General features: G+C 42.1%; 19 protein-coding genes. 9 read left to right on the top strand and 10 right to left on the bottom strand.

Annotated elements, in window-relative coordinates; translation table 11 throughout:
• Position 1 precedes the first annotated feature (1 nt).
• The 6 genes from BFP77_RS05565 to BFP77_RS05540 all read left to right on the top strand — a co-directional run bounded on the left by BFP77_RS05565 (position 2) and on the right by BFP77_RS05540 (position 4931).
• Complete coding sequence (locus tag BFP77_RS05565) at positions 2-754, top strand: Na(+)-translocating NADH-quinone reductase subunit C (RefSeq protein WP_099573062.1); 753 nt, start codon at positions 2-4, stop codon at positions 752-754.
• 1 nt (position 755) lies between these two features.
• Positions 756-1403, top strand: coding sequence for an NADH:ubiquinone reductase (Na(+)-transporting) subunit D (locus tag BFP77_RS05560; RefSeq protein WP_099573061.1), 648 nt, complete (start codon positions 756-758; stop codon positions 1401-1403).
• 21 nt (positions 1404-1424) lie between these two features.
• On the top strand, positions 1425-2186 hold the full coding sequence (gene nqrE / locus BFP77_RS05555; protein ID WP_099573060.1) for an NADH:ubiquinone reductase (Na(+)-transporting) subunit E: 762 nt from the start codon (positions 1425-1427) through the stop codon (positions 2184-2186).
• Between the two features lie 2 nt (positions 2187-2188).
• The gene (gene nqrF / locus BFP77_RS05550) at positions 2189-3496 is read left to right on the top strand and encodes an NADH:ubiquinone reductase (Na(+)-transporting) subunit F (RefSeq protein WP_099573059.1); all 1308 of its coding nucleotides are present in this window, start codon (positions 2189-2191) and stop codon (positions 3494-3496) included.
• A 68-nt stretch (positions 3497-3564) separates the two neighbouring features.
• Positions 3565-3933, top strand: coding sequence for a Na(+)-translocating NADH-quinone reductase subunit F (locus tag BFP77_RS05545; RefSeq protein WP_099573058.1), 369 nt, complete (start codon positions 3565-3567; stop codon positions 3931-3933).
• Positions 3930-4931, top strand: coding sequence for an FAD:protein FMN transferase (locus BFP77_RS05540; protein ID WP_099573057.1), 1002 nt, complete (start codon positions 3930-3932; stop codon positions 4929-4931). The genes BFP77_RS05545 and BFP77_RS05540 overlap by 4 nt, the downstream gene beginning before the upstream one ends.
• Here BFP77_RS05540 and BFP77_RS05535 read toward each other — a convergent pair whose 3' ends face one another.
• The 3 genes from BFP77_RS05535 to gpmI are packed head-to-tail and all read right to left on the bottom strand — an operon-like array spanning position 4932 to position 8091.
• The gene (locus tag BFP77_RS05535) at positions 4932-5702 is read right to left on the bottom strand and encodes a class I SAM-dependent methyltransferase (protein WP_099573056.1); all 771 of its coding nucleotides are present in this window, start codon (positions 5700-5702) and stop codon (positions 4932-4934) included.
• A 10-nt stretch (positions 5703-5712) separates the two neighbouring features.
• Complete coding sequence (gene map / locus BFP77_RS05530) at positions 5713-6531, bottom strand: type I methionyl aminopeptidase (protein ID WP_099573055.1); 819 nt, start codon at positions 6529-6531, stop codon at positions 5713-5715.
• Between the two features lie 57 nt (positions 6532-6588).
• Positions 6589-8091, bottom strand: a complete 1503-nt coding sequence (gene gpmI, locus BFP77_RS05525; protein ID WP_099573054.1) for a 2,3-bisphosphoglycerate-independent phosphoglycerate mutase — start codon at positions 8089-8091, stop codon at positions 6589-6591.
• Positions 8092-8340: 249 nt separating this feature from the next.
• Between gpmI and BFP77_RS05520 the strand changes: the two genes are divergently transcribed.
• Positions 8341-8733, top strand: a complete 393-nt coding sequence (locus tag BFP77_RS05520; protein WP_099573053.1) for an ankyrin repeat domain-containing protein — start codon at positions 8341-8343, stop codon at positions 8731-8733.
• Between the two features lie 108 nt (positions 8734-8841).
• Here BFP77_RS05520 and BFP77_RS17455 read toward each other — a convergent pair whose 3' ends face one another.
• The 7 genes from BFP77_RS17455 to BFP77_RS05490 form a co-directional block, all read right to left on the bottom strand.
• Positions 8842-9009: a DUF6747 family protein gene (locus BFP77_RS17455; protein WP_306475418.1), complete on the bottom strand. Its 168-nt coding sequence runs from the start codon at positions 9007-9009 to the stop codon at positions 8842-8844.
• A 159-nt stretch (positions 9010-9168) separates the two neighbouring features.
• Complete coding sequence (locus tag BFP77_RS05515; RefSeq protein ID WP_099573052.1) at positions 9169-9936, bottom strand: M48 family metalloprotease; 768 nt, start codon at positions 9934-9936, stop codon at positions 9169-9171.
• Positions 9937-9982: 46 nt separating this feature from the next.
• Positions 9983-10717: a M15 family metallopeptidase gene (locus tag BFP77_RS05510; RefSeq protein WP_099573051.1), complete on the bottom strand. Its 735-nt coding sequence runs from the start codon at positions 10715-10717 to the stop codon at positions 9983-9985.
• A 107-nt stretch (positions 10718-10824) separates the two neighbouring features.
• A complete protein-coding gene (locus BFP77_RS05505; RefSeq protein WP_257212880.1) occupies positions 10825-11994 on the bottom strand; it encodes a gliding motility-associated C-terminal domain-containing protein in 1170 nt (389 codons plus the stop codon).
• Positions 11995-12000: 6 nt separating this feature from the next.
• Entirely contained in the window at positions 12001-16842 is a 4842-nt protein-coding gene (locus tag BFP77_RS05500; RefSeq protein WP_099573050.1) for a beta strand repeat-containing protein, read from the bottom strand.
• Positions 16843-17085: 243 nt separating this feature from the next.
• Positions 17086-18249 (bottom strand): gliding motility-associated C-terminal domain-containing protein, encoded by a 1164-nt coding sequence (locus tag BFP77_RS05495; RefSeq protein WP_099573049.1) that lies wholly within the window; start codon positions 18247-18249, stop codon positions 17086-17088.
• Entirely contained in the window at positions 18249-21719 is a 3471-nt protein-coding gene (locus BFP77_RS05490; protein ID WP_099573048.1) for a beta strand repeat-containing protein, read from the bottom strand. The genes BFP77_RS05495 and BFP77_RS05490 overlap by 1 nt, the downstream gene beginning before the upstream one ends.
• 301 nt (positions 21720-22020) lie before the next feature.
• On the opposite strand from BFP77_RS05490, the gene BFP77_RS05485 reads away from it, so the two are divergent.
• Positions 22021-22761 (top strand): hypothetical protein, encoded by a 741-nt coding sequence (locus BFP77_RS05485; RefSeq protein ID WP_099573047.1) that lies wholly within the window; start codon positions 22021-22023, stop codon positions 22759-22761.
• Positions 22751-23527: a carboxypeptidase-like regulatory domain-containing protein gene (locus tag BFP77_RS05480; protein WP_143751852.1), complete on the top strand. Its 777-nt coding sequence runs from the start codon at positions 22751-22753 to the stop codon at positions 23525-23527. The genes BFP77_RS05485 and BFP77_RS05480 overlap by 11 nt, the downstream gene beginning before the upstream one ends.
• Positions 23528-23546 lie beyond the last annotated feature (19 nt).

Here is a 23546-nt window from a genome sequence, read left to right as displayed (position 1 = left end):
TATGGCACTAGATACAAATAAGAATAGTTACACCGTAATATTTGCGGCAGTAATGGTTGTAGTAGTAGGTTCTATACTAGCATTCCTTGCATCTGGTCTAAGACCTAACATTCAAGAGAACGAACGTTTTGCGAAACAGCAGAATATTCTCTACGCCATGGGTATAAACGAGAATGGTGATGATGCCGGTAGCGTAAACTTTATCCCTACGGACAAAGTAGAGGGAGAATTTAAAAGTTACATCAAGGAGCAACTCGTAATTGAAGGCGACAAGATTACGGAAAATAACGAGGCTTTTTTAATCGATTTGAAAAAGCAGTTAGCTGCTAAGAAAAAAGGGCAACCTTATAAACTTCCACTTTTCATTGGCGAAAAGGATCAAAAGAACTTTTATATCATTCCAATGTACGGGAAAGGACTATGGGATGCCATCTGGGGTTACATTGCGGTGGATGATACCATGACCGTTCAAGGTGTATACTTTGATCATAAAGGAGAAACGGCAGGATTGGGTGCCAATATTAAAATGCGCTATTTCATGGACGATTTTACGGGAGAAAGCATTTTAGACGGTACCAAGTATGAAGGTATCGCAGTGGCCAAAGGAAATAATGATCCTTTGAACAAAACTAAGGACGATAACGAGGTGGATGCACTTGCAGGCGCTACCATTACCGGTAACGGGGTGGCAGCTATGATCAAAGAGAGCATTGATTTGTATAAGGATTATTTAGAAACGATAAGAGTTAAATAATATGGGATTACTTACAAAAAAAGATGCTGGGTTAATATTGGACCCTTTAGCGGATAACAACCCAATTACCATTCAGGTTCTGGGAATTTGTTCGGCACTCGCGATTACTGCGGAATTGGAAGCCTCCATAGTAATGTCCATTTCGGTAATCTTTGTTATGGGTATCGGAAACTTTGTGATATCCTTAATGAGAGATATTATACCTTCAAAAATTAGAATTATCGTTCAGTTGATCGTAGTGGCGACACTGGTAATTATAGTAGATCAGGTTTTGAAGGCATTTGCTTATGAGCTTAGTAAAACACTTGGAGCCTTTATTGGGCTGATCATTACCAATTGTATAATCATGGGCCGTTTTGAAGCCTTTGCTTTGGCCAATGGTCCTTGGCGTTCTTTCTTGGACGGCATAGGGAATGCTCTTGGTTATGGCGTTATATTGATAATTGTAGGGTTTTTTAGAGAACTTTTAGGTTCAGGCACGCTTTTAGGTTTCCCTGTTTTAGGAGACCCGATCACGAAAACGGGTTTGTATGCTACCGGATATGAGAATAATGGTTTCATGATTATCCCTCCTGCAGCTTTGATAGTGGTAGGTATTATTATTTGGGTACAACGTTCAAGAAACCCAGCTTTAGTAGAAGAAAACTAACCAGATATTTAAAAAGACATTATGTTAGAACATATAGAATTATTCTTTAAATCCATTTTCATTGATAACATGGTTTTCGCCGTGTTCTTGGGAATGTGTTCCTATTTGGCAGTTTCAAAGAAAGTGGCGACTGCGGTAGGACTAGGTGCTGCTGTTATTTTTGTCTTGGCAGTAACCGTTCCTTTAAATTGGTTGTTGGATAAATATCTTTTGCAGGACGGTGCTCTGGTATGGTTAGGAGAGGAGTATGCAGACTATAATCTTAGTTTCTTGTCCTTTATTCTTTTCATAGCTACTATAGCCACTATGGTACAATTAGTGGAAATCGTGGTAGAAAAATTTTCTCCATCACTTTACAATTCATTGGGTATATTTTTACCGCTTATTGCTGTAAACTGTGCCATTTTGGGAGGTTCACTCTTTATGCAGGCAAGAGAAATAGAGACTTTAGGTTTGGCCTTTAATTATGGGGTAAGTTCCGGTATCGGTTGGTTTTTGGCCATTTTGGCAATTGCTGCGATTAGGGAAAAAATTAGATATTCCAACGTACCTGCACCATTAAGGGGTTTGGGAATCACCTTCATTATTACCGGATTAATGGGTATTGGATTTCAAAGTTTCGGTGGTATGCTTACCGGTGGCGGTGATGAGGCTCCGGCAGAGGTAGAGAATACCACGGTACAACAGCTAGAGCAGAAAGAAGTGCTTTCTGATGAAGATGCTGATGAAGTAAAAAAAGAGATTGACGAGAATGAAATTTCGTATAACGACGTAAACAAATAACAATGATTTTAGCTACAAGTACAGGTGGTACAATATTAATTACGGTAGTTGCCTTCTTAATACTATTAATGGTATTGGTGGCACTGCTATTGTTTACCAAAGAAAAATTATCCCCCTCGGGACCCGTGACCATTACCATAAATGGAGAGAAGAAGGTAGAGGTTGCATCAGGTAGTTCTTTGTTAACTACTTTGGGTAATCAAAAGGTATTCTTGCCATCGGCATGCGGTGGGGGTGGTACATGCATTCAATGTGAGTGCCACGTGCTTTCTGGTGGTGGTGAAGCATTACCTACAGAGACACCACACTTCTCTAAACGAGAATTAAATCACGGCGCGCGTTTGGCATGTCAGGTAAAAGTAAAGCAGGATATGGAGATTACTATTCCTGAAGAAGTTTTTGGTATCAAAAAATGGCCAGCCAAAGTAGTGCGTAATTATAACGTTGCATCTTTTATAAAGGAGTTTGTTGTAGAAATTCCAGAAGATATGGGTTATAAGGCTGGTGGATACATACAGATTGAAATTCCGGAATGTGAGGTCAAATTTGCCGATATGGATATTACGGCCCACCCAGAAGAGCATGACACTCCGGATAAGTTTCAAGCAGAGTGGGATAAATTTAATTTGTGGCCTTTGGTTATGAAAAATCCTGAAACGGTTGAAAGAGCATATTCAATGGCCTCTTTTCCCGCAGAAGGAAGAGAGATTATGTTGAACGTTCGTATTGCAACTCCGCCTTGGGACCGTTCTAAGAATGGATGGATGGATGTAAATCCTGGTGTTGCTTCTTCGTATATCTTTGGTTTAAAACCAGGCGATGATGTTACTATATCCGGACCTTACGGAGAATTCTTTATTAATGAGTCCGATGCGGAAATGTTGTATGTAGGTGGTGGTGCCGGTATGGCCCCTATGCGTTCACACCTGTATCATTTGTTCAAAACATTGAAGACAGATAGAAAGGTATCTTATTGGTACGGTGGTCGTTCTAAACGAGAGTTGTTCTATTTAGATCATTTCTATCGTTTGGAGAAGGAGTTTCCGAATTTCAAATTCTACTTAGCATTGTCGGAACCTATGGAAGAAGATAATTGGAAAGTGAAAGAGAATATAGATGCACCGGGAGATGGTTTCGTAGGTTTTATACATAATTGTGTAATTGATAATTATTTAAACCACCACGAATCTCCAGAGGATATCGAACTTTATTTCTGTGGACCGCCATTAATGAACAAAGCTGTTCAAAAAATGGGAGAGGATTTTGGAATTCCGGACGAACATATTCGTTTTGACGATTTCGGAGGATAATCTCAAGAAGAACATAAACATAGAAAAACCGATATTTTATATCGGTTTTTTTGATAAGTAGATAGAAGATGCAGCCATTAAACGAGCAAGAACTACATAACTTGGCCATGAATATCGTGGGAAAAGAACTTGAGGCTGGCGGTTTTGAGTTCTTGGCGGTAAATAGCGAATTGAAGAAGAATCCCCAATTTGTTTGTACTAAAGAAAAACAATTGCATTTTATTGTTGTAAAAAGTATTGAATATCCCGGTGACCCAAAAGATATAGCGTTTTACAAGAGTGACTTGAACAAGATGAGAGACCACGCCCTAAAGTTTGAGGCTAAGACCTATTATGCCGCTGTTGGTTTGGTCAATGCCAAGGATTACAATCTTCCGGTGTATTTGAATGAGGAGTATATAGTTGATTATGATGGTTTAATAGAGATTAAGGAATGAAGGGTTGTCTAAGTGTCTTTTTAGTTTGTTTATTTTTTTCATGTACTAATAAAGAAATAGTTAAAAATCAGGCAATAGGAGAAGCGCTAGGTACCTCTTATAATATCATCTACCTAATGGATGAAGAAGTGGACTATAGAAAAGAAATAGACTCTGTTTTTGCAGTAGTCAATCAATCGTTATCTACCTACATTCCAACATCCGATATTTCAAGAATTAATAAGGGAGAAACGACTATAGAAGTAGACCATATGTTTCGAGAAGTTTTTGAGCTTTCGAAGGAAATATATGAAGCCACGAACGGTTATTTTGACCCAACGGTCGGTAACTTGGTCAATGCATGGGGTTTTGGTCCTGAGGACCAGATAGTAATGGATAGTACTAAGGTGGATAGTTTATTGAAATATGTTGGTTTTAATAAGGTAAACATAACAAATGAAGGTATTATCGAAAAGGAAGATTCCAATATCTATTTCGATTTTAATGCTATTGCCAAAGGTTATGCCATTGACAGAGTAGCAGCTATGCTTAACGACAAGGGAATACAGAATTTTCTAGTAGAAGTAGGGGGCGAAATTGTAGCTAAGGGCACCAATGTGGTAAAGAACAAACAATGGGTGGTAGGTATAGATGACCCAGAGGCTACTGGAGATAGAGAACTGAAACTGTTGATTAATTTGGAAAATAGGGCCTTGGCTTCTTCTGGGAATTATAGAAAGTTTAGGGTAGATAGCCTTACGGGAAGAAAGTTCGTTCACACGATTGATCCTATTACAGGTTATACTAAGGATTCTAATACACTCGGGGTAACCATACTGGCGGAAAATTGCGCCATTGCAGATGCTTATGCTACAGCTTTCATGGCTATGGACCTCGATGAGGCTTTTAAATTAATTTCTTCTAATGATAAGTTAGAGGCATATATCGTCTACTTGGATGATAAGGGTGAGACTAAGGAGTTTTTAACTTCCGGGTTTAAAGAAGTCGTTTCTAAATAATTATTGGTGTTTTCTAACTAAAGGTATTATTTCTTCGCTAGCAAGACGGTATGTATCAATTTCTTTTTCTGTAAGGTTTTCCGAGTAATTAATTTCTTCAACTTTAAATCCTGCGGCCCTCAATTTATCAAAGTAATCTAAACCGTAAATACGTACATGATCGTATTGCCCAAAAATTTTTGCGCGCTCCTTTTTATCGGTGATGGAATCATCTTCAAAAGTTTTCGCTCTTTTTAGATCCTGCGGTATTTGCAGAACACCCCATCCACCTGGCTTTAGTATTCGAAATAATTCCTGCATGGCTTTTGTGTCATCAGGAATATGTTCTAACACATGATTGCAGAGAATTACATCAAAAGAATCGTTCTCAAAGGGCAAATCACAGATATCGGCCTTTACATCTGCCAAAGGAGAGTTTAAATCTGTGGTGGTGTAATCAATATTGGTAAGCTTTTTAAATCTATCATAAAAAGACTGTTCGGGTGCAAAATGAAGCACCTTTAAATGATCACTAAAAAAATTGGTTTCATTCTTTAAATACAACCATAAAAGTCGGTGTCTTTCCAGGGATAGGGTAGAAGGGGAGAGTACATTTTCTCTTGGACTCTCATAGCCATAGGGCAGAAAGCTTCTAAATTTTTTCTCGTCTATGGGGTCCTCATAGGTGTTTCCCTTATAATAAAGTGCAAATAAGGGTCTAAAGAAGTAACTTAACTTTATAAGGAGTGGTCTGGGTATTGCATTTAAAAAATATTTGAAGATTTTTTTCATTCTTCAATTACTATGACTTGAAAGCGGTCTGTCTAAATTCATCTTCTTCATTACTCTCAATCCCTAAGGCTTCGTAAATATATTTAAAGGTGGAGAGTAATTCTGGTTTACCGTTTACGATGGCTACATTGTGTTCAAAATGCGCACTTGGCTTTCCGTCAGCCGTAAGGATGGTCCAGCCATCTTTAAGCTGTTTTATGTTCTTAGTACCCATATTGGTCATTGGTTCAATGGCTACGGTCATTCCTTCTACAAATTTTTTACCGCGTCCGCGTCTTCCGTAATTCGGCATTTCGGGGTCTTCGTGCATTTTTCTTCCTAAACCATGTCCGACCAATTCCCGCACTACATCGTAACCATGGTCCTCCGTAAACTTTTGAATTGCATAACCTACATCACCGACTCGGTTACCTATTTTAAATTCCCGTATACCCACATAAAGGGACTGTTTGGTAATGTCCAATAGTCTTTTAATTTCTTTCGTTACCTCCCCAACTTCAAACGTATACGCATGATCTCCATAAAAATCGTTCATTAAAACACCACAATCTATAGAGATGATATCTCCTTCAACCAAAGGTATATTGTTTGGAATACCGTGAACCACTTGTGCATTTGGACTCATGCACAAAGAATTCGGAAAATCATATAGGCCAAGAAAGCCTGGGACGCCACCATGATCTCGAATAAAAGTTTCGGCTAGAGCGTCTAAATGTAGGGTGCTTACACCTGGTTTCACTTCAGTTGCGAGCATTCCCAACGTCTTTGATACAAGTAGTGCACTTTGGCGCATCAATTCTATTTCCTCGGCAGTTTTTATCTTAATCATAGGTTACAAAGGTAAAGCAATCGGTTCTTTGATTCTAATAGCCGCAAACGTATTGGATTAGATAAGCGATTTACAGGTCATAGTTTCTGGTTGTGGCACTCCTATCATTTTTAAAATGGTAGGGGCGATGTCTCCCAGAACACCATCCTCAATTTCCTTTAAATCTTTATCAATTAAAATCACCGGTACTGGATTGGTAGTGTGTGCAGTATGCGGAGAACCATCAGGATTTATCATTGTTTCGCAATTTCCGTGATCTGCTATAAGTATAGTGGAGTATCCATTGGCCAAACCGGTTTCTATAACCTTTTTAGCACAGGTGTCTACCGCTTCACAAGCTTTTATGGCAGCATCCATTATTCCGGTATGGCCAACCATATCCCCATTGGCAAAGTTCAGACAGACAAAATCTGCTTCCTGCTTTTCTAAATCTGCTACAAGGGCTTCGGTCAATTCATAAGCATTCATTTCCGGTTTTAGGTCATAGGTTGCCACTTTAGGGGAATTGCGAAGAATTCTACTTTCGCCTTCAAAAGGTTCTTCTTGTCCGCCGGAGAAAAAGAAAGTAACATGGGGATATTTCTCCGTCTCGGCTATCCTTATTTGTTTTTTACCGGCCTTGGCCAATACTTCGCCAAGCGTTTCGGTGATGTTATCCTTATTGAAAATAATATGAATACCACTAAAGCTGTCATCATAATTGGTCATGGTAACATAGTATAGCCTTAGTTTTTTGGTACCGTACTCTGGAAAATCATTTTGAGACAACATATTGGTCAGTTCCCTACCTCTATCTGTTCTAAAATTGAAAAAGATGACCACATCATCCTCTGAAATAGTACCATTTTTATCGGCTACCAGTGGTTTAATGAATTCATCGGTGATATCATTAGCGTAGTTGGCTTCTAAACTTTCGATAATATCAGTTGTAGCTTCACCTATGCCCTTTGTGATAACGTCGTAAGCCAGCTTAACTCGTTCCCAACGGTTGTCTCTGTCCATGGCATAATAACGTCCCGTCACGGTAGCAATTTTACCCGTAGTTTTACTCATGTGTTCTTGTAGATCCTTAACATAGGAGGTGCCGGCTTTAGGGTCAACGTCTCTACCGTCCGTAAAGGCATGAACATAGACATCTTTAAGTCCTCTATCATTGGCAGCGGTTAACAAACCCTTAAGATGGTTTATATGTGAATGCACCCCACCATCACTTAATAAACCTAGAAAATGGACCTTCTTATTATTCTGTATAGCATATTCAAAAGCATTGACCAATACCTGCTCGTCTTTTAAGGTATTGTTCTGAACCGCAAGGTTGATGCGTGTTAACTCTTGATAAACGATTCTACCGGCGCCAAGGTTCATATGGCCGACTTCACTATTGCCCATTTGCCCCTCTGGGAGTCCAACATTTAAACCATCTGTACGCAATGCCGCATTTGGATACGTTGTGTACAGTGCATCTATAAAAGGGGTATTGGCGTTGTCGATGGCCGAAACTTTAGGGTCTGGAGAGGTTCCCCAACCATCCAAAATCATTAAAATTACTTTTTTATTCATGTGTTTGTTGCAATATTGAATCCCAAAAATAGTACCATTTAGCTAGTTAAGCGATATTATCCTGCACCTTTTTGTTAAATTCTTAAAGCTTTGGGTGTTAATTCTTTTAACGCCGAAAAAGGTCTTTTGTTAAACTTTAGTTATTTAACTGTTAACGGTGAAACAAAACATAATAAGTAGCGTCTATATTTATATAAACAAAACCTATTCATCAATCTTACCGAAATTTCGGTATTAAATTCATTCATCATGAAAAAAGCAATCCTAACCTTCTCCATGACAGCGATGTTCTTGGGGACTGGCCTATTGGCCAACGAAACGAAGTCCAATGTTCAATTCGCTCAAACGACCAATGTCAAAGGAGTTGAAATCAATTCTTTCTGTAAAGCGGTCATGCAAGGAGATACTGACATGGTAAAACGCATGTTAGAACTTGGAGAAGACATCAACCAAAAATCACTGGGAATGACGCCCGTAATGTTTGCTGCTCGTTACAATAAGGCAGAAGTATTACAATTACTTATAGACAAGGGTGCCAATCTGAAAATTAAGAGTAATCAGGGCTTTTCCGTCAAAAAGTATGCGGAATTATCAAATGCCGTTGATGCTCTAGCGGTACTGGAAACCGCTTTAGGTTCCTGAAAATCCAATCAACCAAATCAATCAAAAAACGAAAAAACCCTTGCTTATACAAGGGTTTTTTAATTTAAATAATAACTCTTATAGTGTTCAGGTAAAAGAGTAATAGCGTTAAAATTCAAATCCGTTGAATGCTCTATGCATAAAAGCATAAACTGCCATAAACAACATTAAGGCACAAAAAACGGAATATACTTTTAAAAGCACGACCAAAAATTCAGGCTTGCAATTTTCAAATGCGCCCAAATACAGGCTTTTAAAGTGTGATAGTGTTCCCATTATAGTTCTATTTCAGTACTAAAACGAATTCAGTACAGGTGTTCTAAATACAAAGCTATAAGTTTAAATCTAGGCGGTAAAATTATTTGGGAGACTCAAATATAGGTAAAATCAATCTTCCTATGTTGTGTTTTAACGTTGATTGGCATAAATTAACGTTTAACGCCCTCCTTGATATTTCTCAATAGCTTCTCTTATCTTTTGTATTCTATTTTCAGGGTCAGGGTGCGTACTTTGGAATTCTGGAACCCTATTTGGACCACCAGCGGCCTTTAAAATTTCCATAACCTTAATCATTTCGTAAGGATCATAACCGGATTGTATCATAAAAAGTACGCCAAGCTCATCACTTTCTAACTCATCGTCTCTACCATTGGTCAACAAGGTGTTTTGACCTATATTACCAACCAGGCCGCCCATGTCCGCGCCAACTGTTGCTCCCATGGTCACGGTCTGCCAAAAACTGCTTTCTGCAATTCTTTCGGCGGAATGCCGCCCGATAACATGTCCTATTTCATGTCCTAGAACCCCGGCTAATTGTGCTTCGGTCAATTGGGAGAACAGTGCGTAGGTAATAAAACACTGTCCACCGGGTAGGGCGAACGCGTTAATGGTCTGGTTATCCGCTAAAAGATGAAAATCGTATTGATAGGGAGTTTCTCGCGCAATACTGTTGTTCACTAATTTTGCTCCAACATTATCCACAAAAGACTGTAATCGCTCATCAGGATAAAGGCCCCCATGTTGCTGTGCCATTTCCGGAGCACTTTGTAGTCCAATGGCAATCTCTTGTTCCGCAGACATATTTATAGTCTGGGTCCTACCTGTGTATGGGTTTTCTTCTTTGTTGTTACATTTTTGAATAAATGCAAAAGCGACAATTGCTAATCCTATAAATATTCGGATTTTCCAACTTCCTCTTCTCATGATGTGTTATTAGTGTTCGTAATGCGAACCCTAATATACAAAAGAGTTATAGAAGGGCTCTGTTGATGTCTAAAATATTGTTTTGTATATAATTCTTCAAAAAGCCGATGGTAAAGTGTTCAGCCCCAAGAAATTCTTCTTTTTGTAGCAATTGTACGATATTCTTACTTCGAAAAGCCTCTAGCATGGGTTTGGACAAGGGTGCATAGCTATAATGCCAGGGCTCATATTTAAACCCCCTTCGTTTTGGACTGTCGGTATAGACAAGATAATAGCCATACTCGTTTGCATTCTCATCCATCCAAGTTTTAAAATCCTCGAAAGGTCCTCCAGATTCAAACTTTTCGGGAACGAGAACATCACCTTTGGTCTTTCTATACCCATTTATGATATCAATATCGGTTCCCCAATGGTGACGACTGGTACCGGGGATAGTGGAATACGCTATAATCTTATCAATAGCAGCCAATGGTTGCATACCTTTCTCCTCGGTATAATTGAGATATTTACGTTCAAAAATGGCTTCTTGCCTGTAAAAGTTACGATAGCTAGAGACTATTTTTAAATCTATACCATCAAGATAAGCAGCTTTTTTCATCTTTACGAAAGCATCATGTGCTTCTTCTCTAAGATTGATGCCTTCACCGAACAAATCAATATCTACTTTACCCATAAGCTCAAGTATGGAATAGGTAACATGCTGCGATAGCGCTAAATTTGGAATAATTGAAAGGGCAATGCCTGCAGTTCCACTTTTTTTAATGAATGATCTCCTTTGCATATTGTAATTATTTTATGTCGGGTAAAATTACCAACTGAAAACAGTAGATATTGATTTAAAATTAAACAATTAATCTGTGCCGTATATCCAATTCACTTAAATCTTAATTAGTTTTCTTGGTACGTTGTCAAATATAAATATCCTTGATGCTTTTTCTTAATATCATTCAAGGTTATAATATAAAAGTAGATTCCCGAAGCTAATCCTTTGTTTCTGGAGAAAACATTGGAAACGTTAGAGATTCCGTCAAAGGAATTATCATAACCCCGTTTGTAATATACCAGTACACCGTATCTATTAAAAATTTGTAAGGTATTGTTCGGTGAGTTTTCTATGCCTTCAATCACTAGAAAATCGTTAGTTCCGTCACCGTTAGGGGTCATATAATAATTATCCGGTTCAACATTATCCAAAGTCTCTAATAAGTCGTTATTTCCACCAATCGTTAACACTTCGTATTGGTTAGGTATAAATTCTTCCGAAGTAACCGTTCCGTTTTCCAAATCACCTTCCACGCTTGTATTTCCTAAATTTTCCCATCTTTTTTCGGCAATGCTCCATCCTACTACTTTCAGGTCTTCGATGAATTCAGCAAGTAGACTAACAAAACTTTGATTATCCCACGATAAGGTGACTTTGGATGGAACCTCACCGTCGAGATGCCAAAATTCATAATTGCTTACCGAAAGAAATTCATCTTCAATGGCGCTAGTATCAAAAGAGGTTTCGAAATAAACGGGAGTATTGGGGTCTTCGTAAAAATAGGCACTCTTGGCGTAGTCGTTAATTGTATTTGAGTCAAGGGTCAACGGTCTGAGTCTATCGTCGATTCCCACCGGAAAGGTAAACGATTCCTTCCCTTGAATGTAGGCGTATCCGTCTACTTTTGTGCTATTAGATCCGCCAGTATAAAAGGAGTCGGATAAAAAACTTATGTTCGTTTCGGATGCAGCCCTTGGTGTAAAAATGGTACCTACTATAAAATTTAGGTTATTAAGAACACCCATAGTATTTTCCAAGTAAAAGCCATTGTCCACTGCAATTTCTGTGTCGTAAAACACCGGATTAGACGTTCCGGAGAGTGTAATGCTATTATCCGTATTGTAGAAACCGACCAGACCTCGGGTTTGGTTAAAGGCACCGTCGTTGATAACATCCATATGAAAACCGACCAAACCTGTGTCATGTATTTGAATAGTACCGTAGTTGTGAACGGCATCTTGTCCATACATCACGATGGTGAGTAAAAATGAGAAAATTTTAAAGCTAATTTTCATATTCGTTTATAAATCTAAAATCGTAAACATAAATTCTGAATCAAACCGTGATCTATCTGTTCCGCCGTTATCATTATCGCCAATGATTACTTCAAAGGTCGTCGCTGTCTGATTATTGTATGATATGCCAGGGTCATCGTTTCCGACACCTCCTCTTCCGGGCTGCGTCAATTGAATGATATAATCAGCATCAGATACGGCGCTAGCAGGTAGTGTTATTCTATATCGTCCGGTGCTTATTCTTGTTGAAGTTACACCAAGTGTGGCGCGGGTAACACCGCCACCTGAATTAATTTTTCCAAATGCTTTTATAGGACTTTCATAAAAAGCACCTCCATTCGCCCCCACTGAAATACTGTTGTTGGTTTCGGCGGCTATTACATTGGCGGTTTGAGTGACGGTAGCTTCATTAGAATAACTAATAACACCAGTTGACGTGTCCTGAGATAGCAAAGTAGTTGTTTCATTAATATTTACAGGTGTAATACCAGCTTCCGAAATAGTGGCAATTCTATTACCGGAAATAGTATTAGTTATACTAACATCATCGTCCGTTGTGATGGTTCCCAACTGTGTATCGACATATGTTTTGACCGCAAGTTCTGTTGGGAAAAGGGTGTTGGTACCGTCCGCCAGGGTAACGTCGGTGGACTTGTTGGCACTGTCCTCTTTTAAAGCGATGGCCGCGTCGGCATCACTTTCATTTAAATCTACATCGGCTTGCACCGCTGCGATGGCCGCATCGGCATCGGATTCGTTTAAATCCACATCTGCCTGTACCGCTGCGATGGCCGCGGAATCGTCGAGAGCGGAGATATCCGCGGATAACGTGGTTCCACTTTCGGTAACGTTCAGGTTGGTACCGTCGAAGGTGACCGCCGAGATATCGTCGTCCGTTGTGATGGTTCCCACTTGGGTATCGACATAGGTTTTGACCGCGAGTTCTGTAGGGAAAAGGGTGTTGGTACCGTCCGCTAGGGTAACGTCGGTGGACTTGTTGGCACTGTCCTCTTTAAGGGCGATGGCCGCATCGGCGTCACTTTCGTTTAAATCTACATCTGCCTGTACTGCCGCAATGGCCGCGTCGGCATCACTTTCGTTTGCATCGACATCGGCTTGTACGGCAGCGATAGCTGCGGAATCATCGAGAGCGGAGATGTCCGCCGATAACGTGGTTCCACTTTCGGTAACGTTCAGGTTGGTACCGTCGAAGGTGACCGCCGAGATATCGTCGTCCGTTGTGATAGTTCCCACTTGGGTATCGACATAGGTTTTGACCGCAAGTTCGGTAGGGAAAAGGGTATTGGTCCCGTCCGCCAGATTAACGTCGGTGGACTTGTTGGCACTGTCCTCTTTAAGGGCGATGGCCGCATCGGCATCGGATTCATTTAAATCCACATCTGCCTGTACTGCCGCAATGGCTGCGTCAGCATCACTTTCGTTTGCATCGACATCCGCTTGTACTGCGGCGATAGCTGCGGAGTCATCGAGAGCGGAGATGTCCGCCGATAACGTGGTTCCACTTTCGGTGACGTTCAGGTTGGTACCGTCAAAGGTGACCGCCGAGATATCGTCGTCCGTTGTGATGGTCCCCACTTGGGTATCGACATAGGTTTTGACCGCGAGTTCCGTAGGGAAAAGAGTATTGGTACCGTCCGCCAGGGTCACGTCGGTGGACTTGTTGGCACTGTCTTCTTTCAAAGCGATGGCTGCATCCGCGTCACTTTCATTTAAATCTACATCAGCTTGTACCGTTGCAATGGCTGCATCAGCATCGGATTCGTTCAAATCTACATCGGCTTGTACGGCAGCGATAGCTGCGGAATCGTCGAGAGCGGAGATATCCGCCGACAATGTGGTTCCACTTTCGGTAACGTTCAGGTTGGTACCGTCAAAGGTGACCGCGGAGATATCGTCGTCCGTTGTGATAGTTCCCACTTGGGTATCGACATAGGTCTTGACCGCGAGTTCCGTAGGGAAGAGGGTGTTGGTACCGTCCGCCAGGGTGACGTCGGTGGACTTGTTGGCACTGTCCTCTTTAAGGGCGATGGCCGCATCGGCATCGGATTCATTAGCATCTACATCCGCCTGTACGGCAGCAATGGCTGTATCGGCGTCAGATTCGTTAGCATCAACATCGGCCTGTACCGCTGTAATAGCTGCATCGGCATCGGATTCATTTAAATCCACATCCGCCTGTACTGCCGCAATGGCTGCAGAATTGTCAAGAGCGGAGATATCCGCGGATAAGGTGGTTCCACTTTCGGTAACGTTCAGGTTGGTACCGTCAAAGGTGACCGCGGAGATATCGTCGTCCGTTGTGATAGTTCCCACTTGGGTATCGACATAGGTCTTGACCGCGAGTTCTGTAGGGAAAAGGGTGTTGGTACCGTCCGCTAGGGTAACGTCGGTGGACTTGTTGGCACTGTCCTCTTTTAAAGCGATGGCCGCATCCGCATCGGATTCGTTCAGGTCCACATCAGCTTGCACCGCTGCAATGGTCGCATCGGTGTCACTTTCATTTGAATCCACATCCGCTTGCACCGCTGCGATGGCCGCGTCAGCGTCACTTTCGTTAGTATCCACATCCGCTTGAACGGCCGCAATGGCTGCGGAATCATCAAGAGCGGAGATATCCGCGGATAAGGTGGTTCCACTTTCGGTAACGTTCAGGTTGGTACCGTCAAAGGTGACCGCGGAGATATCGTCGTCCGTGGTGATGGTTCCCACCTGTGTATCGACATAGGTTTTGACCGCAAGTTCCGTAGGGAAAAGGGTATTGGTACCGTCCGCCAGGGTCACGTCGGTGGACTTGTTGGCACTGTCTTCTTTTAAAGCGATGGCTGCATCCGCGTCACTTTCATTTAAATCTACATCAGCTTGTACCGTTGCAATGGCTGCATCAGCATCGGATTCGTTCAAATCTACATCGGCTTGTACTGCCGCAATAGCTGCATCGGCATCACTTTCATTTAAATCTACATCGGCTTGCACCGCTGCGATGGCCGCATCGGCATCGGATTCGTTCAGGTCCACATCTGCCTGTACCGCGGCGATAGCTGCGGAGTCATCGAGAGCGGAGATATCCGCGGATAACGTGGTTCCACTTTCGGTAACGTTCAGGTTGGTACCGTCAAAGGTGACCGCGGAGATATCGTCGTCCGTTGTGATGGTTCCCACCTGTGTATCGACATAGGTTTTGACCGCGAGTTCCGTAGGGAAAAGGGTATTGGTACCGTCCGCCAGGGTGACGTCGGTGGACTTGTTGGCACTGTCCTCTTTAAGGGCGATGGCCGCATCGGCATCGGATTCATTAGCATCTACATCCGCCTGTACGGCAGCAATGGCCGCATCGGCATCGGATTCGTTAGTATCTACATCGGCCTGTACCGCTGCGATGGCTGCATCGGCGTCACTTTCGTTTGAATCCACATCGGCCTGTACCGCTGCAATGGCCGCATCCGCATCACTTTCGTTTGAATCCACATCCGCCTGTACGGCAGCGATAGCTGCGGAATCATCGAGAGCGGAAATATCCGCCGATAACGTGGTTCCGCTTTCGGTAACGTTCAGGTTGGTACCGTCAAAGGTGACCGCGGAGATATCGTCGTCCGTGGTGATGGTTCCTACCTGTGTATCGACATAGGTTTTGACCGCAAGTTCTGTAGGGAAAAGGGTATTGGTACCGTCCGCCAGGGTAACGTCGGTGGACTTGTTGGCACTGTCCTCTTTAAGGGCGATGGCCGCGTCGGCATCACTTTCGTTAGCATCGACATCCGCTTGTACGGCCGCAATGGCTGCGGAATCGTCGAGAGCGGAGATATCCGCCGACAATGTGGTTCCACTTTCGGTAACGTTCAGGTTGGTACCGTCAAAGGTGACCGCGGAGATATCGTCGTCCGTTGTGATGGTTGCCACTTGGGTATCGACATAGGTTTTAACCGCGAGTTCCGTAGGGAAGAGGGTGTTGGTACCGTCCGCCAGGGTGACGTCGGTGGACTTGTTGGCACTGTCCTCTTTAAGGGCGATGGCCGCATCGGCATCGGATTCATTAGCATCTACATCCGCCTGTACGGCAGCAATGGCTGTATCGGCGTCAGATTCGTTAGCATCAACATCGGCCTGTACCGCTGTAATAGCTGCATCGGCATCGGATTCATTTAAATCCACATCCGCCTGTACTGCCGCAATGGCTGCGGAATTGTCATAACCAGAAAGATTTATACTAGTACCATCCGGATCTCCGGATAGCGTGATGATATCGCTTGAAAATTGTAAATCTTGAATTTCATTCCCAGCATCCGCATCGGCATCGTTCACATTCAAGGTTATTGTATTTCCATCATCAATAGTAATATTTCCGGCTGTTCCATCCGTACTTAAGTTTTGAATATTAGCACTAGCGTTAATAATTGTTTCCTCACCAGACTCATTAGTGTAGGTATAGGTTCCATCTAAATTATCAACTAAGGTTGAAGGCGTTTCTGGTGCTCCATTGAACGTTAATTCTTCCCCTGAACCATCGCTAAGCGTTATGGTACCATCACCATTGTCTGTAAAAGAAAAGCCACTTGCCCCCGTTTCCTCACAAAGATTTTCCCACTCCGAACCATTGTAAAAGTGAACACATTGTGTATCAAAATTATAAGTAATAGCACCACGTAAGGGGGTAAGGCTTAACATTTCTGAATTACTTAGTCTTGTCAAGACTAAAGCCTTATTACTGCTTTCTAATTCTACGATAGAGCTAGAATCAATAGTATTAGGATTACTACCTATTTTAACTTGTGCGGCGATAAACTGAACACTAAAGAGAACAACTATTAACCAAAACTGTTTTTTGCGCATTGAAGTAAGATTTTAGGGGGATTAATCTTCGCGTGTAAAAATAACCCACAAATAAAGGGTTTGCAGATAATTGTTGTCAACGTAGGTAAAGTTGTTGTGAATTGCATATACGGGCCTGAAGCCTAAATTTAAAAGGTGTCTGGACCGTTAAAAACATGAAATTGAGCTGCTAATAGCAGCCGACAGTAATGGGTTGTCCAGATAGAAAGATAATAGGGTTAGGACAAAGAAATTATAGTACAATTATCTGGCCAAGTAAAGAAAACCTTGATAGTTTAAATCTAAATCCGCCATGTAAACGGTATAGAAATAGACCCCTACTGGCAGTCCGTCTTCCTTGTTAAAAATGAAATCCCCAACGTTCGCAACACCTACAAATTCATCCCTGTAATTTGCTTTTTCAAAAACCTTAAGCCCGTACCGGTCGTAAATTTGCACGAGATTATTGGGGGAATCCTCAAGTTCTGGAATAAAAAAGGAATCGTTGATGCCATCGCCGTTTACAGAAACAAAATAATTATCCAAACTCAACACCTCCATGGAAAGCGGTTCAAAAGGTTCTTTTGATATGCCGAGTGTAATAATTTCATAATCGTCGGGCACGAAAGAATCTGAGGTCACAAAACCCTCTTCCAAGGTTCCTGCCACAGGATTTGCACCTAGATTTTCCCAGCGGCTTCCTGCTTTACTCCAACCCGCGACCACCACTTTGGTAGCCTCTTCCGTAAGGTTTCCGATACCGCTTCGCACATTCCAACTAAGGCTTATGGTAGATGGTACACTGCTCTCTAAACGCCAAAATTCCAACGGACTGACAAAAGCCAAATCCAATGCGAGTTCCGCCGTGTCAAAACTACCGCTAAGTGTACTTGGGGTGCTTGGGTTTTCAAAGAAATAGGCACATCTGGAAAACGGGTTTTCCGTTTCGGAACTTACGATTAAGGGCCTTAAAAATTCCGCATCGCCTACGGGAAAGGTAAAATTCTGTTGGTTGGTGATGGCAGCATAGCCATCTATTTTGCTACTATTGCCTTCCCCATTATAAAAACCGTTTTGCAGAAAATTAAAGTTGCTATTCGCTTCGTTTCTTGGGGTTTGAATATCTCCCAGTATAAAATTGGTGTTGTTGCTATTATCTATACCAAGTTCCAGAAATAGACCCAGTTCCGTAGCAATTTCGATATCGTAGAACTGTGGCACAACATTTCCTTGAATTGCCAGATTGGATGGACTATAAAAGCCTACCAGTCCCAGGTTATTGTCAAAAGGCGCTTCGTTGATCAAGTTGGTATGGAAACCGATAGTACCTTCCTCATGAATACGCAAGTTTCCACCATTGAAGAGCGCCGTTTGAGCATTGGCCCAAATAGAAAGTAGCAACAGCGGTATGTACAACGTATATTTCATTACTCGTTGTTGTTTTTGGTTTGTAACAGTTGCTTAATTAGGTCCATATCCTTTTCTAAGCGTTGTAGCTTTTGCGCTAAGGCTTCTTTTTCCGCAGCTAATGCTTCAATCTTTTTCTCCTGTTCTATAGTATGCAGAAAGAGTTCCTCTATTTTTTCTAGGTTTTGGAGGTTGGATTGACTTAGGCTCCAAAAACCATTTTTTTTCGCTTGAGCGGCTGAAGTTACTCCTGGTAAATGATGATGCTTCTTTAAAAAATCTTCAATTTCTTTTAAAGTTTTGAATTTATAATCTTCTTTAATTGTAGAATAGCCAGCGAAATACTCTTGGAATACGTAGTCTGGAACTGCTTGGTGAGTGCCAGTAAAATTGACATCGCCATTAACTTGTAAAGCTCCGTTCGCAGTTAAAGCTCCACTCGTTAAAGTTCCTGTTGTTTGAATATTCTGATTAACAAAATTGGGATTTATTTTAGAACCGTCAATGGCTGCAGCAGAATTTATATCTGCATTAGTAATACTGTCATCTTCTATTTCGTCAGATGAAACAGCATCAGATTGAATTTCACCAGCACCAATTGCATTCGGGCCAATATCTCCCTGAGTTATTGAATTATTGGCGATGTTTCCTGATGGTCCACCTGAAATTTCAGATACTGAGAGGTCGAAACCGATTCCATTCGGTGCTATCGTTACAGAAGCATCACTAGATATTATGGTCTGTAGTTCATTGGTGTCGCTGGTGTCCCCGTCCGCAGTTTCCGATGCGAGTATCGCTGCCGCGAGTTCCACGTCGGTCGTCAGTTCACCAAGGTCTGCGGTCACGTTGTTGCCGCCCTCGATGTTGATTGCAAGGTCCGACCCTGTGAGTATTGCGCTTTCCAGGTTCTGGTTGTCCGTTCCACCTCCTGCTACGGTTAGCTCGTAATTGTTTCCAACGGGAGTTACGGTGACCGAAGCATCCGGCGAAGTAATGGTCTGTAGTTCATTGGTGTCGCTGGTGTCCCCGTCCGCAGTTTCCGATGCGAGTATCGCTGCCGCGAGTTCCACGTCGGTCGTCAGTTCACCAAGGTCTGCGGTCACGTTGTTGCCGCCCTCGATGTTGATTGCAAGGTCCGACCCTGTGAGTATTGCGCTTTCCAGGTTCTGGTCGTCAGAACCTCCGACCACAGAAAGGTCAAAGTCGTCGCCATTGGGAGTAACCGTTACTGAGTTGTCCGTAGAAGTTATAGTCTGAATCTCGTTGGTGTCGCTCGTGTCGCCATCTGCCGTATCGGAGACCAAAATTGCCGCTACCAGTTCTGCATCGGTGGCGAAGGTGGGGTCGAGATCAATACCTGTAGCACCTGTCACCGGGTTGGTCAAGTTGAGGGTGGTTCCTGTCAAAGAAATATCCGAAAGTTCGTTTTCTGGGTCTGCGTCCGCGTCATCGGTAACTAAGGCGGCCAGTTCTGTCTCTGTTACAAAAGTTAGGTCTAGGTCAATAGTACCATCAAATCCACCAATTGAACCAGTAAAATTAATTTCTGTTCCAGTAAGAAATACGTTTGTGATGACGCCGTCTGCTCCTCCAGCGGCATTAATATCCGTAATCCTGCCCTCCACATAAGCTCTTGTCGCTGCATCTTGCGGTAAGGTAGGGTCTAATAAATCATTAATTTGGCTATTACCAGCACTGTTTCCGGCGTTTAATACGTTCGCTAGATTTGGAGTTACTGCATTCAGCAGTGCCGCATCGATTCCTGTTAAGTGTCCCTCCACATCAGGTGAGTTAGGGGTGTAGTTTGAAGGAGTAGCCGCAACAGTAACCTCGCCGGCCGTTTGATTATTTAAAAAAGGTGTTAAGTCAATGGGTGTGCCGCCATCTACAAGTGTCAATAGATTGCCCGGTTGTTCCAGTGTTAATTGCTGACTGTCGGTTCCACCGCCAAGTGTGCCCAGTGGTATAGTACCACTAAAGCCAGGAGCAGTTCCCGTAACTATCAAATCGGTACCTGTAAGTTCCATATTGGTAATTACACCATCGGCTGCGCCACCGCCACCTAATCCCGCCAGACTAACCGTTCCGGTAAAACCACCGGGCGAGCTAGTGAACTCTAAATCGGTACCCGCGAGTTCTACATTCGTAAGTGCGCCATCTGCTGCGCCACCACCTAGTCCTGCAAGGCTTACAGAGCCGTTAAAACCACCGTTGGCACCGGTAAAATTTAAATCGGTTCCTGCGAGGGCCACATTGGTAACAACACCATCCGTTGCTCCACCGCCTAAAATTGGGGTCAAATCTACTCCGGTTCCCCCAGAAATATTTATTGTATTCCCTGTAAGACTCAAATTTTGATTATCAGTATTGACCGTACCCGCTGGCAAGTCAACAAATCCTCCATCCGTCAAGGATATTCTGTTTCCTGCGATACTTAGTTGTTGATCGTCCGTATCTACGGTGCCCGGGGGTAAATCCACGGCTCCTCCGTTGGTAAGGGAAATTCTATTACCTACAATACTGAGTTGTTGATCATCGGTATTGTCTAAAAATCCATTTAAGTTTACCGTATTACCCCTCTCAATCTCCAAGATGTTACCTGTTAAGTTTAAATTCTGATTATCCGTACCGGAATTATTCAAAGGGCTAAGATCTAGCGTAGTTTCGATACCGGATTCCGTTAAGATGAGATTGTTTCCTTCTAACCGGACATCGGTCAAAGTCTCGTTTTGGTCGTCGGTATCCGAGTCTTCCAAAATATGAGTAGCAAACGTCACGGTATTGTCATTGATGTTATTTTGTATTGCGTCGGTCAAAGTTAGGGGGTCTGCAACAGTCCCTGCACCTGTAATGGTGATTTCATCACCCGTAGCGCCCTGTAGCCCTGAGGCATCTCGCCAAAGGACAATACCATTTTCGTCCGAGGTCATTACTTGGTTTGGAATGGTGTTGGCCATATCTGTAGTTTGCACACTACCATCCCTTATTTCTGAGCTGCCCACGGAATTGTCTCGCAATTCATTAGAGCTCACCGAGTCGTCCCCCAACTTGCTTTCTCCGATGGAGTTATCCTGTATATCATCCCCGTTAATACCACCATCTATAATATTTTCACTTCTAATACTGTTGGGCGCAACCTCTAGGTTTATAGTGTTGCCATTGTCAACAATACTAATGGTTGTGTTGATATTTTCAATAGGATCATTGGTTAGGTTAAAGCTAACCGCATCGCACAGATTCACCCATTGGGAACCATCAAAATAATGTAAGCACTCCGTATCCGTATTATAGACCACCCCACCTCTTTGTGGAGCTATGGCTTCCATTTTTAATGTACTAACTCTAGAAATAACCAACACCCGGGAAGAACTCTCCAGTTCCAAAAGAGAAGTGGAATCTATGTTCTGCGGATTATCTCCTATTTTTATTTGTCCGGATACGGTAAAAATACCGAATATCGTAAGGAGGGCGATGAGGACTATTGATTTCATACTTAGTGTTTTAAAGCTGTTAAGATAAAGGGGGAAACAAAAATAGGATTATCCCAATATTAACCTAAGTTTAATGGTCAAAAATTACGATCTTTAGGATAAAGTGAAGGCAAATCTCGTTAAAAAGAAATGGGAGTTGGAGGCTTGTCTAGAAATGAGCTCAGACAGCCGCCATGAGGTCCTTCTACTAGAAATTAACAAAAGTTTATTGGTAGTGGTTTTTTTTAAACGGGTACAAGTGTTTTCTTTATATACTGTTTCATGGAACATTCCATGATAAAAGTCTTTAATACCGACTATTATGATTAAAAATTTACTTAGCGCTGCGCTACTATTTTTTACGGCAATATCTTTTTCACAAGACGATGATCGGCGTATTTTAATGGGTCAGGTTATTTATAAGAACGTTAATGTTGCCAATGAGTATGTTATAAATTCAACCACGGAAAAGGCTACGATAACCAACGATGATGGTGAATTTTCCATAAAAGTGAAAGTGGGTGACGATTTGGTATTTACTGCGGTAAATTTCCAATATAAATTAGTGAAAATAACCCCTGAGATTTTAGCGAACAACAGGTTAGTAGTTTCTGTTAACGAAAAGGTTACCGAATTGGATGAGGTGGTGCTAACACCAGAAGACCAAGAACGCTACTTACAAGTGAAGAATGAGGAATTTAAGGAGTATGAATATGAAGTGGACCGTGGTACGGAGGTTGAGAACGTAGCGCTCTCCCAATCGGAAAGGGGAATGCAGGACGGCATTAATTTTGTCAATATTTTCAGGGCAATTTTTAAGTCCAAGGAAATTGACCCAGAAGTAAAACCTATGTTGGCCAGTGAGGTATTACGCCAAGTATATGACGATCAATTTTTTGTCATGGATTTGAACATACCACAAGACAAAATTGACGCATTTTTACTGTATTGTGACCCTAAAATGCCCGCAAGATCCTTATTGAAAAAAGAAAACGAGTTTCAATTAATCGATTCCCTGGTGAATCTCAGCAAATCTTTCCTGGCGTCATTGAATGAGGAGTAAAATCTTTATATGCTGTTGTACATTGCCTATACTTTCCTTGGCTCAGATTGATAATGCCAAGGATTTAGATGGGAGGGTAACTAGTAGGGACGGAGATGTAGCTGCAACCCATGTTTTGAATACCACTACGCAAAGGGCAACGATTACGGACCTAAATGGTTTTTTTGATATACCCGTGCGCCTTAACGATACCCTTATATTTTCTGCCGTTCAGTTTAAAAAAAAACAAATCGTAATAACGCAGTCCATTTACGATAGTAAAATGCTTGTAGTGCCTTTGGAAGACGAGCTTACGGAGTTAGAAGAGGTTGTGGTTACGCCTTACAATCTTTCGGGAGATATCACCAAAGATTTGCTTTCTTTAGAAATAGAGCCTGTGGTAACGGCCTCCACATTAAATTTACCTAATGCTTATGTTCGTGTACCCACAAAGGCGGAGCGGGAATTATATGAGGCTACCTCTGGCGGAGGGCTGATTCCTGTAACACCCATTTTAAACGCGATATCCGGAAGGACTAAAATGCTGAAAAAACGTTTGGCCCGCAATAAATTATATGATCGGACCTTGCGGGTAAGAGAGTTCTATGCAGATTCCCTTTATCGAACAAAGCTTTATATACCTGAGGCCAACACGGACGACTTTTTCTATTTCTGTGAAATCGATCCTTCTTTTCAATCCATTGTAGATACGCACGATTTATTTAAAATATGGGAATTTTTGGAAAGAAAAAGCATCGTATACCTAGAAAACAATGATATTGACTAATTCATTTTTTGGCATATCG

The organism is Maribacter sp. 4U21 (genome assembly GCF_002742365.1).
In the GTDB taxonomy this organism is placed as follows: Bacteria; Bacteroidota; Bacteroidia; order Flavobacteriales; family Flavobacteriaceae; genus Maribacter.
This window is presented reverse-complemented; position numbering and strand designations above follow the sequence as displayed.